The following is a 13,627-nucleotide window of genomic DNA, read 5'->3' on the forward strand; positions in this document are numbered from 1 at the left end:
AACGATCGGTAAAGAATTATTTTTACCGATCGTTCTCAGAAAAATGCTCTGTTGTGCATTTGCCGAATTGCCGAAGCCCGCAGGACAGCCCCGCCGTCAGCCGCGTGCCCGCGGAATCCAGCCGCTGAGCTCTGCTCCGCCTTCCGGCCGGTTGGCCGCGGTCAGGTCGCCGCCGTGCGCCCGGAAGATGCGCCGCGCGATGGCCAGGCCGAGTCCCGCGCCGCCCGTGTCCCGGCTGCGCGACGACTCGCCCCGATACAGAGGCTCGAAGACGCGGGGCAGGTCTTCCGGCGCGAACCCCGAACCTGTGTCCCTGACGATCACCGAGATGCGCTCGCTCTCCTGCCTGCATCGTACGACAACGGTGCCTTGCGGCGGGGTGTGCCTCATTGCGTTGTCCAGCAGGTTGCCGAAGGCGCGGGAGAGCTGGTGGGCATCGCCGCGTATGGCGCTCGGCCCGGCGCCGGGAGGCTCCGCCACGATCGATATTCCCTTGGCCTCCGCCGCTCCGTGCACGCCTTCGACCGCACGCCTTACTTCCTCCGTCAGATCCAGCGTCTCGCCTGCATGAGCCGTCCGGGGGTACTCCGTCTTCACGAAGGCGAACAGATCCGATACCAGACGGTCCAGCTGGCCCGCCTTGTCCTGACACACGGCCACGTACTTCTTCGCCTGCTCCGGCGAAGCGGCGATCCCTTGCTCAAGCCCCTCGAGATACCCCCTCAGCGCAAACAATGGCGTCCGCAGATCATGGGCGATCGCCCCGATGAAAAACCGTCGCTCCTCCTCCAGCGCCTCCCGATCCGACAACGATTGCCTGAGTCCCGCGACCATCGTCTCGAATCCGTCCCGCACCTCCGCGATCTCCCGGATCCGGGAGTCGGGCAGGGCAACGTCCAGGTCTCCGCCTGCGATCTCCCGCGCGCCCCGTCCCATCGCTTCGAGCGGCTTCACGACCCAGCGCCGCAGACCGAATCCGAGGAAAACGGCGGCCAGCAGCGCGCCGGCGAGCGCGGCGATCCAGATGCCCGCCCGGCTCGGCCGCCCTTCGCCGAGATGAAGCGCCCCCGCCTCCGCGATCGCGGCAATCACGTACGTTGCCCAGGAGAGGGTCAGCACGGCCAGCAGCGCGAGCACCAGGAGGCTTCTAATGCGCACGCGCCTCATCGGGGCTTGCCCTCGAAGCGGTAGCCTATGCCCCATACGTTCGCCACGTAACCGGGCTGATCCGGGTCGGGCTCGAGCTTCTCCCGCAGCCGGGCAATATGGACGCGGACGGTATGCTTGTCTCCGACGCCCTCCCAAAATTGCTGGAGCAGCTGCTCGTAGGTGATCACTTGGCCGGGATGCTCGCACAGCAGCCGAAGCAGGTCGTACTCCCTCGGCGTCAATGGCACGCTGGCACCGTCGACCTTCACGTCGCGGCTGGCGGGATCTACCTGCAGACGGCCGAAGTCGAGCAGTCGCGGCACGGCATGCAGCGGGGGCGCTTCCGCCCGCCGCAGCGCGGCCTTTACCCGCGCGACGATCTCGCTGGGAGAGGCCGTCTTGACGATATAATCGTCGCCGCCGATCCCGAGGCCCCGAATCTTGTGCATGTCGTCGTCCCGCGCGCTGAGGAACAGAATCGGCACGCCGCTGACCGCGCGGATCCTGCGGCACAATTCAAAGCCGTCCTGACCCGGCATCATGATATCCAGCAGGATCAGATGCACGTCGGACGACTGGAACCGCGCCATCGCCTCGTCGGCGTGGCGCGCCGTGAGCACGCGGAAGCCGTCGTTCTCCAGAAAGTCCCGCATCAGCTCCACGATGCTCTCGTCGTCGTCTACGGCCAAAATCGTCCGTTGCCGCATGCTTCCATCCTCCCTTGCGCGCACCGCCGCTCATGCGAGTCCCGCTCGCTTTTCTTATGGCCAGTATAGCATTCCCGTTCCGTCGGACGCCTCACCATCTCGCTTTGTGACGGCTTGTTGATGGTTTCGTGACGATCAAGCTGCCCGATTCGGGACACTTCCCGCTTACAGTTAACGGAGATGCTTCGCAACCCTCATCAAAGGAGAGATTCGCATGTCGTTCCCTAGTCAACTCATGCTCTCGGCCAATGTATGGTTCGGGATCTCGCTGCTCGTCTTCGTCGCCTTCCGGTTCGCCCGCCTGCGCGAAGGACGGGGCTTCCGCAGACGCGGCCATGATTGATAAGCCTTACCGCCTCGTCGTCGCCCTCTCTGCCGGGCTCGTCGCCTGGACGCTCCTGAGCCGGTTCGCGATCGATCCCGGGGCCGTCTCCTTTCTCGCGCACAAGACCGGGATCGCGCACCCGCTGCGGCTGCCGGCATGGCTGCGCGTACTGGATATCCATATCGCATTCGCCTGCCTGGCGTTACTGGCCGGCGCGCTGAACTTCGCGGGTCCGCCCAAAGGCGAGCGCAGGCGCCGGCACCGGGCCGTCGGGTATGCGTATATGATCAGCGTACTCGGGGTCTGCATCACTTCCGGATACATGGCGCCTTACGCCACCGGGGGACGTCCGGTCTCGATGGCCTTCAATCTGCTGAACCTGATCTGGATCGCCGTGACGGTAACCGCGCTGGTGCAGATCAGACGCCGGCAGGTCGACCGGCACCGCCAGTGGATGACTCGCAGCTACGCGTTCTGCTTCACGAACGTAACCATTCACCTGGTTGAAACGGTGTCGACGCATTTGCTCGGCATGCGCTACGAGACGGCGTACGCCGTCAGCGTCTACGCCGCGATCCTGCTTCTGCCCGCCATCGCGGAGCTCATCGTCAGGCGGAATGCCGGGAAACCGCAGGGGACCGGGACGTTCACGCGGCATTAGTTCACGCAAACCCAAAGAGAGCGGCCTCCGTGATGGATACCGCTCTGCTTAAGTTTCTGAAATTAAAACGCCACAATTATGCTTTTTAATTTATGTAAAGATCCAGAAATGTTATACTATGCCAGTACGATTCGCCTAGGTGGGTTAGGGCGCCTCCAGATTGGAGGTGATTCCTATGACATTTACGTTTCAAGAAGTGATGATGCTTGGCATGTTCGTGCTGGCGCTGCTCACTTACTTGAATAAACGGAAATGACCCGTCCTAGGTTAGCGCCACGGGAACGGGTCATTTCGCCAGCTGTAGAGTTGGAGGCACGTCCGCCGAAGCAGTCGTGCAGGAAGTCGGTGTTGGCCCACCGGCTTCTTTTATCTTATACTTATTATACACGTTATATACTGCAATGCCACAGCGCTTTCTTTAGCTTTCCCTCATTCGAGCGATTTACTCCTCACCTTCGCGAATTTCTTTCTCCATAATAAAGTCGTCCATCACGTAACCGTTCCCGATATCCGCGATCTGCTCGCGCACTTTTTTGAAGCCTTTCTTTTCGTACACCGCGATCGAGCCTTCGTTGTGCCGGTTGACGGTCAGCCAGACGGCGCCCAGTCCCCGCTCCCTGCACAGCTGCATAATAACAGCCATGGCGCGGCTCGCATAGCCTCGCCCCCGATGCGCCTTCAAGACGTACAGCTTGCTCAGGAACAGCTTGCCGCCCTCTGCCTTGACGGCCATATAACCGACGTCGGCCCCGTCGGCCCGCATCAGATAATATTCATAGCCCTGCTGCGCGATCTGATCGGCGATGGCGCCCGGCGATTGGAACTTGTCCACCATATAGTCGATTTGCTCGAGGGACAGCAGCGCCCCGTAATATTCATGCCAAATCTCCGAAGCAAGACCGGCCACTGCAGCCGAATCTTCCGCTTGCACCGGACGGCATGCCCATGCCTCTTGCGTCATTCCATTCTGGCCTCCCGCTTGCCGCATCGCCCAGTACGTACGCGATCCAAGCAAAAATGGTGCTTTTGCAGCGATTAGTTTGTCCATTCCAAGACCGACAGCCTGTCATATCTTATTTTATCTTTAACACAGGAGGTGAACAACAATGTCAGTCGTCAGCTACAACGCAACGTCGGTCACTCCGATTGCGGACGGCGTGCAAATTCCCGTGCCGCAGACGCCTCAAGGAGTCGGCCTCGCTACCGTCATCGCTACCGTTCCTTCCATCCCCAACACCGTCCAACTCATGGCTTCGGTCGGTATCCGCGGTGACGTCGGCGTCGGAAGCGTATTGTTCCGCCTTTTCCGCGACGGTCATGAGATCTATTACTCGCGCCAAGGCATCGAATCCGGCTTCGAGCAGTTCGCTGTCGTCACGCTCCAAGCCTTCGACAATGCGACGCCAGGCCATCATGCCTACACGCTGTCGATCGAGAAGCTGACCGCCGGCTTAACCGCCACGGTCATCGGACCGATCAACCTCAGCGCCGCCGTTTACACCGTTTAATCAGTGGAAAAAGGCAGTCCTCGCAGCTCGAGGGCTGTCTTTTTCGCGTGCCCGCCGCAGCGTCCGCTGTTCCGTCCGTCATTGTCGGCCCTCAGTGCGACGGCGCAGGCTGCCCGACCGGTTGGGCCGCCGGTTTGCTCCAGGCAAGGCGGGCAACGGTGATCCCCCAGGCAATGACGGCGATGAGCGCCAGGTGGAGCGCAAACGAGGAGATCGAGCCTCCGCCATAGATCAATCGGAAGAAGCCTTGGACGCCGTTGGACGCCGGCAGAAAATCGCCGACATGGCGGTAGGCGGGCGCCAGCATGGCTACTGGGACGATGTTGCCCGCGGTCATGAGCTGAAAGGGAATCAGCCCGGTGTTTACTAAAGCCGCCAGACCGCCGAACAGCGCGAAGGTCATTTGCGTCAGGCAGATGGATGCCGCATAGACCAGCATGTGAAAACCCCACATTTCCCCGAACGAAGCGGCAGGATCTACAAACAGCCTGGACACGCCTGTGGCCAGCAAAGACGCGCACACCGCCACGCCCGCATAAATGAGCTGCCTGGCCCAGAAGATCTGCCATTTCCCGTGCCAGCGACCCAGCATCATGGAGCCGATATTCAGTTGGATATTCATCGTCATCACGGCGATATACGTAATGAATCCTAGGATCATAGGCAGCATGTTCGTTGCAAAATTAGATTTGTCGTTCAAGGTGACAATGTCGGCCGCGATCTGCGGCTGAGACGAATCGCCGTACTGGCTTTGGCTGAGGCTCGACGAGATTCGTGCCGCCGATGCGGACAGGATCCCATTCGCGGTCTCCGCGCTGGTCTTGTTCAGATAAAACGTCAACTTCCCCTGCCCGGCCTGCGCATCCGCGGAGAAGCTCGCGGGGATCGACACGATCATATCCGCCTCCCCGCCGTTCAGTTGCTTCTGCGCTTCTTGCAGCGAACTGTAGCTCGCAAAATCGTAAGGCATCCCATTCTTGATTGCCTGCTCGATCGCCGCCCCGGCCTCGCCCGTCTCGTTCACAATTCCCACTTTAAGCTGGCCGAGACGCTCCGTCGCGCCGTTATAGCCTGTCATCCATACGACGGAGAACAGCAACGGCAGGACAAAAGCAAAAGTAAGCCCGACTTTGGTCGGCAATAATTTAAAGAAACCTCTGAATGCGGCAATAACGGCGTTCATTCGTGTACTCCTCCAATTAATAGCTCAGCCTATAATAGGCTGTGCATGTATTTGCGAAAAAAAAGGCAGCTGTCGGGTCAGCTGTTTAAAGCCTGATTGAGCTTGCGCAGCAGCGCAGTGAGCCGTTCGTTCCCCTCCGGCGTAATGAGATCTACCAGATCGCCGTTCAAGCCTTGCATGACGGGAAACGTCTGCTCGTAAAGCGCTTTGCCCTCGGACGACAGATACAGCAAGATCGCCCTGCGATCTACCTGGTCGGTCTTTCGGATGATCAGCTTTTTATTTTCGAGCCGCTCGAGCGTCTTGCCGATGCTCGTCTGGTCTTTGCCGTGCAGCTCGGCGAGCGCCTTCTGCGTAATCCCCTCCTGCTTGTTCAGCTGGTGCAGGATGCCGTATTGCTCCGGGGTGATGCCGAACGCTTCGAGCAGATGCGTCGCTTTCTTCTTATGCAGAAAATAGGCTCTCGACAACAAGTAGCCTATGGCGCCATCGTTGAGATCCATCCCTTGCCGGCCTCCTTAAATACTAGCATAGCCTATTATCTCCGGAAAACCGATTAAAAGTCAATGAGGATCCTTGCATGCCAAAAAACCTCCGCATGCAGCGGAGGCTTTTCGGTTCTGCTTTTCGGTTCGGGCGGGATGAGGCGTTCGGCCCGTCCGCGGAGCAAGGAGCTTACTGTTGCGGCGCCATGTTGTTGTAGATGCGCGTCGCGTTGACTTTGCCCGTGCTGACGTCTTCGCTCGTGAAGCCCGACACGATGTTGCCGACCTTGAATTCCTTCTGCAGCAGCTCTTCGGACGGTTCTGCGGCCGTCGGGCCGTCGATGCCCATGGCGGTGTCCGGCGTGATGGTCACCCAGAGATCGCCGACCTTGAAGCTCTTGCCGTCCTCGCTGACTTCAGAAATAACGCCGTCGATGTTGACCATCGCCTTGCCTTTGATCGGGGCTTCCTCCTTTGCCGGCGCCATATTGTTGTAAATGACGTCCGCCGTCACGCGGCCCGAAGCCACATCCTGGGAGGTGAAGCCGGACACGATGTTGCCGACCTTAAACTCCTTTTGCAGCAGATCTTCGGAAGGCGCGGTCGCCGTCGGCTCGCTGCTTCCCAGCTTCGTCTGATCCGTAATTTCTACCCACAGGTCGCCGACCTTGAAGCTCTTGCCGTCCGCGCTCACCTCGGTGATGACACCGTCGATGTTGACCCGTACCTTGCCCATAATCGGAGGCTTTTCAGTCGCGACAGCGGAAGGCTGCGCCGTCGCCGACGGAGAAGCGACCGAGTCCTTCGTCGGACCGTTCTGATTGATCGCGAAGATCCCGACTGCCAACACCGCGCATGCCGCTACCCCTACTGTCCAACCCGTCAACGTCTTCTTCTTTGCTTTTTCCATTTTTGCCATCTCCTTAGATTGTATTTGATTAACCGGGCCGCCTGGCTCCGTTTTTTCCATTTCTCGCATTAACTTCTGGTACGTGGCCTCGTTAAAGTCCTCGCTCGTTTTCAAATGAGACATCGCGGATTTATATACTGAACGCTTCATCCTCTGCGCCTCCGATCTTCTCTTTTAACAGCATCCGTCCTCTGGCGAGCCAGGTCCCGACCGTAGCGGGCTTGGCCTGCAAAATGTCCGCGATCTCCTGGATCGAATAGCCTTCGTAGTAATGCAGGTGAATCGGAATCCGGTACTTCTTGTCCAACGCCAGCACGGCCTGCAAGACCTCGTTCTCTTCCCGCGGGAGGTAGCTCAGGTTTTCGGGAACCGGATTGCGGCTTCTGAACCAGCCGGCTTTTAGCATGTTTTTGCTTTTATTGATCGTCGTGCGGATAAGCCACGCTTTTTCGTGCTCGTTATTTTCAAATACGGGACGCTTTTGCAGATAGGCGAGGAATACGTCCTGCGCCACCTCTTCCGCATCGGCCATATTTTTCAAGTAGGCGAAGGCGATCTTGATCAGACTTTGCGAATATCGATCCAAGGCCCGTCGCACAGATTCATTGAGCTCAAATGAATTGTACACCTCAGCACCTCCTTTCCCTTTGAATACAACTGAGGGCGCGGATATTTTTCACGGCGGGCGATTTTTTTAAAAAATATTTTGCGCTTCTTCGTTCGTTTACACGCTATAGACGTATGGAAGAGCTAAGATGCATGCAAACAGCCCGCGGCGGCCGCGGGCTGTTTCGAACGGATTAAGCTTTAAAATGACTGATTGCTTCTTGCAGCTCCTGCGCCATCTTGCTCAGGGCTTCAGCCGAAGCGGACACTTCCTCCATGGCGGCGTTTTGTTCCTCCGACGAAGCCGCAACGTTCTGCGTATTGGCAGCGGATTGCTCGGCGATATGGGCTATGTTCTCCATCATCTGCAGCATGCTCTGCGCGCTTGAATTCACTTCTTCTGCGATCGAGGCGACCTCTTGTGACTCGACGGCGGCTTGTCCGACGGCGCCCGCGATGAGCGAGAACGATTCTCCCGATCGATTCACCAGCTCGATGCCCTTTTTAACGACAGACGCTCCCGCATCCATCGATTCCACCGCTTTCCCGGCTTCCTTCTGAATCTCCTCGATCAACTCGCGGACTTGACCAGCAGCCTCGCTGGACTGCTCGGCCAGCCGTCTCACCTCCCGGGCTACGACAGCAAAGCCGAGTCCATGCTCGCCCGCCCGCGTGGCCTCTATGGCGGCATTTAAGGAAAGGATGTTGGTCTGGGCAGAAATGTCCGTAATCATCGCGGCGATCTGATTGATTTCTTTGGACTTCTCGCTCAGGGCATACACGACCTCCGAAGTCTCGCTGACGGAATTTCTCACGAGGTTCATCTGCTCGATCGCCTGGGCTACGACCCGATTTCCTGCATCGGCCTTGTCGTTCGCATCCGTATTGAGCGCCGCAACCCGTTGGATCGAGGACGCGGCCTGTTCCATGCCCTTCGAAATTTCCTCAGCCGCTTGAGCCGCCGCCGATACGCTGGACACTTGCAAGGTCGAACCTTCCGCCACCTCTTGAATGGCTGCCGAGATTTGCTCGGTCGCCCTGCTCGTCTGCTCGGCGCTGGCCGACAGCTCCTCAGAGGTTGCCGCCACTTGCTCGGTGTTCGTCCCTACTTCGCCGATCAGTCGACGCAGATTCGTTTTCATCAGGTTGAAGGAAGCTGCCAGCTTGGCCGTTTCATCTTTATTTCTCACCCGAATATCGGACTGTGTCAGATCGCCGGACGCAATCTGTTCCGCACCGCCCACCAGCGCCAGAATCGGCCTGGCAATGACGCGGGATATCAGCAGCGCGATTCCGATTGCCAGGACGAGAGAAATCACGCTCAGGATAAGCACGGTCTGGATGACGGAATCCACCAGCTCCGAATTGGTTTTGTTTCCTTCGTTCATCAGCGTGGTTTGAAGCTCAGCGATCTGATCCGCCAAGTCCCGGATTTTAACCGCGATCGGAGATGTCTTTTCAATGAAATACTCCTTTGCTTCCGTCGGGTCGGTCCGCAACAGCGCGAGAACTTTATCCGACTCCGTTTTGAACTCGGCATTTAAGTTGTCAAGTTGATCCAGCGTGTCCTTCACTTGCTGCAGTTGGGCTAGGCCAGTCACAGTTTCAATTGCACCGTCAAGACCGGAGATCACTTCGGCCAGCGTTTCGGAGGCGCCCTCCTCCTGGAGCAACGCAGCACGCAAGCTGCTATTCTCTCTGGATGCGAAATTCTGCATTTCTTTGGCTTGCACCAGTATCGCGGTCCGACGGTCGATCAGGTCCGAGTAGGATTCGTCTATGTGCCGCAGTTGGAAATACGAGATGCTGCTGATCAATCCGAGAAGAATAATGACACCCAAAAAGCCTGCCATTAGCTTTTTCCGTATCGTGAAATTCATGTTCTGCCTCCCGCGCTGTTGTGGTCATTACAAATGATAATTTAATAGTAAAGACGAAGTGTAAAAAGTCCTAAACAAATTGTTCCAAAGGTCCGAAAACCCTCCAAATCTTTGTCGAATTTTGGTATTAAGATGGTCATTTATACGCAAATAGTCGCGGGAAGGACTCATTTATTATGAAAACTAAGTCGGTACGGACGACTCGGTGCGCGGCGATATTGCACGCCAAGTATGTATAACGGCGCCAGCTAGTGGATGCCGGATGCAGTCGGGCAGAAAGATGCATAAGATTTGTGCAAGATGGTGGGCGGAGCCGATGCGGGAGAGGATGGCGGCGGGATCGTGCACTGTTAATGTTCATGGTGGCGGGTTGGGGCGATGCGGGAGAGAATGGCGGCGGGATCGTGCACTTAGAATGTGCAAGGCCCCGCCACCGCTCTCGCCTTATATGGTTACCGGCGGCGTATCGTACAGCGACGCATCCAGCTCTCGGACCAGCGGCGACCACTCCCCCGCCGCATAGAGCAGCAGCCGATGCATCGCGCGCGTGCATGCCGTGTAGAACAGCTTGCGCTCGCTCTCCCGCCCGTAAGTCTGCGCGGAGGCGTCGTAGATCAGGACGGCGTCGAACTCGACGCCCTTCGCGAGGTATGCCGGCAGCACCAGCGTCCCCTTCTCGAAGGTCGGCGTCTCCTTGGTGACGAGCCGCAGCTCAGGGCAGCCCTGCGCGCGCAGCGCCTCGTAGGCTTCGGCGCTCTCTGCCGCCGTCTTCGCGATGACGGCGATGGAGGCGAAGCCCTCCGCCCGCAGCGCCGCGAGGTCCGCCGCCATCCGCGCCGCGGACTGCTCGCGGCCGGCGGTCTTCGCGAGCAGCGGCTTCGGCCCGCTCCGCTCGAAGGGCACGATATCCCGTCCGTCCGGCAGCAGCTCTCGCGCAAAAGCCACGATCTCGCGCGTCGACCGGTAGCTGCGGACCAGCCGGATCAGGCTTGTGTCCGACTCGCCGTACAGCCGGATCAGCGGCGAATCCGCGCCGTGCAGCTCCGTCGCCTGCGTGAAGATCGCCTGCCCGAAGTCGCCGAGCACCGTCATGCGGGCGCGGGGAAACAACCGTTTCAAAAATTCGTATTGAAACACCGAATAATCCTGCCCCTCGTCGACGAAAACATGCCGGACCTCCGTGTTCGTCCGAATGCCCTCGACGAGCTCCTTCAAAAACAAGTACGGCGTCGCATCCTCGTAGAATAGCTCAAGCTTGCCCAGCTTCTCCCTGGTCTGCCCGCAGATATCCGCCCACAATGCCGGCGCCTCCGTCTCGCCGGTCATCGCGAGATACGCTTCCCTGTCGCCGAACAGCTGCGCATACAGACCGGTCGCGTCGATAAACTGCAGCCTTTTGACGATCCGCCTCAGCGGCTTGAATTGCGCTTTGACGATACGGGTGCGCAGCAGCTCTTCCTCTCTCTCGGCGTAATCGAAGTCGCCCTCGTCCCGCCTGGTGCGCCCGTCCAGCCGCTCCCGGACCTGCTCGTAATGTTCGGCGAAGTCGAACACCCCGCGGTCACGATGCAGCTCGCCGAATACGGCGGCATAATCGTCCTTGTCGAGATAATTGAGCTCCTCCTGCACCCACGGCGCCTCCCGCTCTGCCTGCTCGAGCGTCCCCAGCTCCCGCAGCAGCCATTCCTGCAGCATGGCGACGCGGTTCGCCACGCCGATGGCAGGATCGTAGCCGTAGAACTGCGCTTCCATGCGTTCCGCGGCGATCAGGTCGCGATCCCGGAACCGGATGCCGGCAAACTTCATGCCCGTTCGCCCCAGCCAGTTCGCGTAGCCCCGCAGCGCATGAAGGAACGCGCCGGATGCCTTGTAGGCGATCCCCTCGATCCGGGCCTCGTAAGCGCGCGAAGACGACGCCGACAGCACGTATTCGATCTGATCGAACGGGTCCTCCGGACGCAGCGCAGAGCCGAGCCCGATCTCCAGATACTCCTGGAACGTCGTCTGCTGCATGTTCTCCTCGCCAAGCTCCGGGAGCACGGTGGACACGTAGCTGTTGAACATCGGATTGGGCGAAAACAGGACGATCTGATCCGCCTTGAGCCGTTCGCGATGCTTATAGAGCAAGTACGCGACCCGCTGCAGCGCCGCCGAAGTCTTGCCGCTGCCCGCCGCGCCCTGCACGATAAGCATCCGGCTCTTGTCGTCGCGAATGATGGCGTTCTGCTCCTTCTGGATCGTCGCCACGATGGTCTTCATCTGTGCGTCCGCGCCATGGCCGAGCACCTGCTGCAGCAATTCGTCGCCGATCGTCAGGCTCGTATCGAATACGTTGATTAACCGGCCGTCGCGGATCTGATATTGACGCTTCAGGTCCATCGTTCCGGACACTCGCCCGCCAGGCGTATCATAATAAGCTGGGCCCGGAGAATGATCGTAGTACATGCTGGCGATCGGCGTGCGCCAGTCGTAAACCAGGAATTGCAGGCCGTCCGATTCGACGAAGGACGATACGCCGATGTACACCTGCTCGCTAAAGCCGAGACCGTCCTCGCTGAAGTCGATGCGGCCGAAGTAAGGCGAAGGCAGCAGCCTGTTCAGGCCCTTCCATTGCTGCTGGCGCAGCCGGTAGCTGCGCTCCCGCTCCGACAGCAGCGCCTCCTGCTGCTTGATGCTGTAGAAGGTCTCCTCCAGATCCTCGAAGGTGGCCGTATTCACAGTCACTTCTTCCCAGAACCGCTTGCGAAGGTCTCCCGCCTGATCCCGCAGACCCGAGGCTTCCGGCTCCAGCTCGGCGATCCTCGCCCGCAGCTTTTCCGTCACTTCGCCCAGACGCGCCTGCTCCTTTTTCCAATCCTGTTCGTTGATCATTTTCCGATCCCGCTCCCTTCCGCTCATTGTTGAAAAAGAACGTTTGACATTCCCTAAACCCACGTGGTATGATTATTATGAAGGTAACATGCGATATCTTTGATTTTATGAAAATTGACCAGTGGTTTCTTATCATACCACGAGTCTGCCTATGCTGCAATTAAAATTTTGAATATATCTATAAACCGGCTGAAGCGCCGGTTTTTTTGTTTTATCTCCCGCAAAAAAACGACATACCGGAGGCGATATCCGAATGGAGACTTCATTCACGCGCAGACTTGGCATCCCCTATCCGATCGTGCAAGCGCCGATGGCCGGCGGCCCCGCTACGCCCGAGCTGGCCGCCGCGGTGTCCAACGCCGGCGGGCTGGGCAGCCTGGGCGCCGGCTACTGGTCGCCGTCCCAGATTCGCGACGCGATCCGGGAGGTTCGGCGGCGAACGGACCGCCCATTCGCCGTGAATCTGTTCTTACCCGAACAGCCGAGGTCGACGGACGACGAGATATCGGCCATGCAAGCGCATCTGGACGTTTATCGGGAGAGGCTTGGCATCGAGACGAGCCCCTCGATTGCTGCGTATGCGCCCTCGTTCGAGGATCAGGTGCAGGTGCTGCTGGAGGAAGAGGTGCCGGTATTCAGCTTCACCTTCGGCATTCCGCCTGCGGAAGCAATCGAGGAGATGAAGCGGCGCGGGATCTTCATCGTCGGCACGGCGACGACAGTCGAGGAAGGTATCCGTCTGGAGGCGGCCGGGGCGGACGCGGTCGTGGCCCAAGGTAGCGAGGCCGGCGGGCATCGCGGCACCTTCCTGAGCGAAGCCGCGGACGCCTTGGTCGGCACGCTGGCGCTCGTGCCCCAGCTCGCGGACCGCGTGTCGGTGCCGGTGATCGCATCGGGCGGCATCATGGACGGGCGCGGACTCGCGGCGAGCCTGGCGCTTGGCGCATCGGCCGTGCAGATGGGCACCGCGTTTCTGGCGAGCCCGGAGAGCGGCGCCCACGCGGCGCACAAGCGGCTGGTCCTGTCGTCCGCCGAAGACGCCACGGCAATTACGGATGTCTATTCAGGCAAAGCGGCGCGCGGCATTCGCACGGATTTTATGCGGGACATGAAGGCCTACCCGGGGGCAATCCCCGACTATCCGATTCAAAATGCGCTGACGAGAGACATTCGCCAGGCGGCGGCTCAAGCGAACGATCCTTCGTTCATGTCCCTCTGGGCAGGGCAAGGCCTCCGGCTGGCGACGGAGCAGACGGCTGCGGATCTCATCGGCAGAACGGTCGCGGAGGCGCAGGCGGCCATCGGAAGGTTGAGCGGACTCGCCGGAACGGGCGAGGTCTGA

The 13,627-nt window shown here is 59.4% G+C and carries 13 protein-coding genes; 4 read left to right on the forward strand and 9 right to left on the reverse strand.

All coding sequences use genetic code 11. The annotated features are described in order from the left end of the window. Positions 1 to 96: 96 nt before the first annotated feature. Together ACFOTD_RS07695 and ACFOTD_RS07700 are read right to left on the reverse strand one after the other, a co-directional pair. Positions 97 to 1,167, reverse strand: coding sequence for a sensor histidine kinase (locus ACFOTD_RS07695; RefSeq protein WP_378117367.1), 1,071 nt, complete (start codon positions 1,165 to 1,167; stop codon positions 97 to 99). Further along, positions 1,164 to 1,856: a response regulator transcription factor gene (locus tag ACFOTD_RS07700; RefSeq protein WP_378117369.1), complete on the reverse strand. Its 693-nt coding sequence runs from the start codon at positions 1,854 to 1,856 to the stop codon at positions 1,164 to 1,166. The genes ACFOTD_RS07695 and ACFOTD_RS07700 overlap by 4 nt, the downstream gene beginning before the upstream one ends. 214 nt (positions 1,857 to 2,070) lie before the next feature. On the opposite strand from ACFOTD_RS07700, the gene ACFOTD_RS07705 reads away from it, so the two are divergent. Then, positions 2,071 to 2,199: a hypothetical protein gene (locus tag ACFOTD_RS07705; protein ID WP_378117371.1), complete on the forward strand. Its 129-nt coding sequence runs from the start codon at positions 2,071 to 2,073 to the stop codon at positions 2,197 to 2,199. After that, entirely contained in the window at positions 2,192 to 2,842 is a 651-nt protein-coding gene (locus tag ACFOTD_RS07710) for a DUF2306 domain-containing protein (protein ID WP_378117373.1), read from the forward strand. The genes ACFOTD_RS07705 and ACFOTD_RS07710 overlap by 8 nt, the downstream gene beginning before the upstream one ends. A 442-nt stretch (positions 2,843 to 3,284) precedes the next feature. Here the strand turns inward: ACFOTD_RS07710 and ACFOTD_RS07715 are convergent, their stop codons facing one another. Continuing rightward, positions 3,285 to 3,803 carry a GNAT family N-acetyltransferase gene (locus ACFOTD_RS07715; RefSeq protein ID WP_378117375.1) on the reverse strand — a complete coding sequence of 173 codons (519 nt, stop codon included), beginning with the start codon at positions 3,801 to 3,803 and terminating at the stop codon, positions 3,285 to 3,287. A gap of 145 nt (positions 3,804 to 3,948) precedes the next feature. Here ACFOTD_RS07715 and ACFOTD_RS07720 point away from each other — a divergent pair, with 145 nt between their 5' ends. Then, positions 3,949 to 4,350 carry an exosporium protein C gene (locus tag ACFOTD_RS07720; RefSeq protein WP_378117377.1) on the forward strand — a complete coding sequence of 134 codons (402 nt, stop codon included), beginning with the start codon at positions 3,949 to 3,951 and terminating at the stop codon, positions 4,348 to 4,350. Between the two features lie 91 nt (positions 4,351 to 4,441). Here the strand turns inward: ACFOTD_RS07720 and ACFOTD_RS07725 are convergent, their stop codons facing one another. The 6 genes from ACFOTD_RS07725 to helD all read right to left on the reverse strand — a co-directional run bounded on the left by ACFOTD_RS07725 (position 4,442) and on the right by helD (position 12,285). After that, the gene (locus tag ACFOTD_RS07725) at positions 4,442 to 5,533 is read right to left on the reverse strand and encodes a YhgE/Pip domain-containing protein (protein ID WP_378117379.1); all 1,092 of its coding nucleotides are present in this window, start codon (positions 5,531 to 5,533) and stop codon (positions 4,442 to 4,444) included. A gap of 77 nt (positions 5,534 to 5,610) precedes the next feature. Next, positions 5,611 to 6,036 carry a MarR family winged helix-turn-helix transcriptional regulator gene (locus tag ACFOTD_RS07730; protein WP_378117381.1) on the reverse strand — a complete coding sequence of 142 codons (426 nt, stop codon included), beginning with the start codon at positions 6,034 to 6,036 and terminating at the stop codon, positions 5,611 to 5,613. A gap of 172 nt (positions 6,037 to 6,208) precedes the next feature. Next, entirely contained in the window at positions 6,209 to 6,928 is a 720-nt protein-coding gene (locus tag ACFOTD_RS07735) for a hypothetical protein (RefSeq protein WP_378117383.1), read from the reverse strand. 130 nt (positions 6,929 to 7,058) lie between these two features. Beyond that, positions 7,059 to 7,556, reverse strand: coding sequence for an RNA polymerase sigma factor (locus ACFOTD_RS07740; RefSeq protein WP_090116672.1), 498 nt, complete (start codon positions 7,554 to 7,556; stop codon positions 7,059 to 7,061). 172 nt (positions 7,557 to 7,728) lie between these two features. Beyond that, positions 7,729 to 9,414: a methyl-accepting chemotaxis protein gene (locus ACFOTD_RS07745; protein ID WP_378117385.1), complete on the reverse strand. Its 1,686-nt coding sequence runs from the start codon at positions 9,412 to 9,414 to the stop codon at positions 7,729 to 7,731. A gap of 444 nt (positions 9,415 to 9,858) precedes the next feature. Next, complete coding sequence (gene helD / locus ACFOTD_RS07750; RefSeq protein ID WP_378117387.1) at positions 9,859 to 12,285, reverse strand: RNA polymerase recycling motor HelD; 2,427 nt, start codon at positions 12,283 to 12,285, stop codon at positions 9,859 to 9,861. A gap of 253 nt (positions 12,286 to 12,538) precedes the next feature. Here helD and ACFOTD_RS07755 point away from each other — a divergent pair, with 253 nt between their 5' ends. After that, positions 12,539 to 13,627 (forward strand): NAD(P)H-dependent flavin oxidoreductase, encoded by a 1,089-nt coding sequence (locus ACFOTD_RS07755; protein WP_378117388.1) that lies wholly within the window; start codon positions 12,539 to 12,541, stop codon positions 13,625 to 13,627.

This window comes from Cohnella sp. GCM10012308, assembly GCF_042649185.1.
Taxonomy (GTDB): Bacteria; Bacillota; Bacilli; order Paenibacillales; family Paenibacillaceae; genus Cohnella.

Coding starts and splice junctions, on each gene's coding strand:
- ACFOTD_RS07695 (WP_378117367.1), bottom strand. CDS start 1,167: ATGAGGCGCGTGCGCATTAGAAGCCTCCTGGTGCTCGCGCTGCTGGCC.
- ACFOTD_RS07700 (WP_378117369.1), bottom strand. CDS start 1,856: ATGCGGCAACGGACGATTTTGGCCGTAGACGACGACGAGAGCATCGTG.
- ACFOTD_RS07705 (WP_378117371.1), top strand. CDS start 2,071: ATGTCGTTCCCTAGTCAACTCATGCTCTCGGCCAATGTATGGTTCGGG.
- ACFOTD_RS07710 (WP_378117373.1), top strand. CDS start 2,192: ATGATTGATAAGCCTTACCGCCTCGTCGTCGCCCTCTCTGCCGGGCTC.
- ACFOTD_RS07715 (WP_378117375.1), bottom strand. CDS start 3,803: ATGACGCAAGAGGCATGGGCATGCCGTCCGGTGCAAGCGGAAGATTCG.
- ACFOTD_RS07720 (WP_378117377.1), top strand. CDS start 3,949: ATGTCAGTCGTCAGCTACAACGCAACGTCGGTCACTCCGATTGCGGAC.
- ACFOTD_RS07725 (WP_378117379.1), bottom strand. CDS start 5,533: ATGAACGCCGTTATTGCCGCATTCAGAGGTTTCTTTAAATTATTGCCG.
- ACFOTD_RS07730 (WP_378117381.1), bottom strand. CDS start 6,036: ATGGATCTCAACGATGGCGCCATAGGCTACTTGTTGTCGAGAGCCTAT.
- ACFOTD_RS07735 (WP_378117383.1), bottom strand. CDS start 6,928: ATGGAAAAAGCAAAGAAGAAGACGTTGACGGGTTGGACAGTAGGGGTA.
- ACFOTD_RS07745 (WP_378117385.1), bottom strand. CDS start 9,414: ATGAATTTCACGATACGGAAAAAGCTAATGGCAGGCTTTTTGGGTGTC.
- helD (WP_378117387.1), bottom strand. CDS start 12,285: ATGATCAACGAACAGGATTGGAAAAAGGAGCAGGCGCGTCTGGGCGAA.
- ACFOTD_RS07755 (WP_378117388.1), top strand. CDS start 12,539: ATGGAGACTTCATTCACGCGCAGACTTGGCATCCCCTATCCGATCGTG.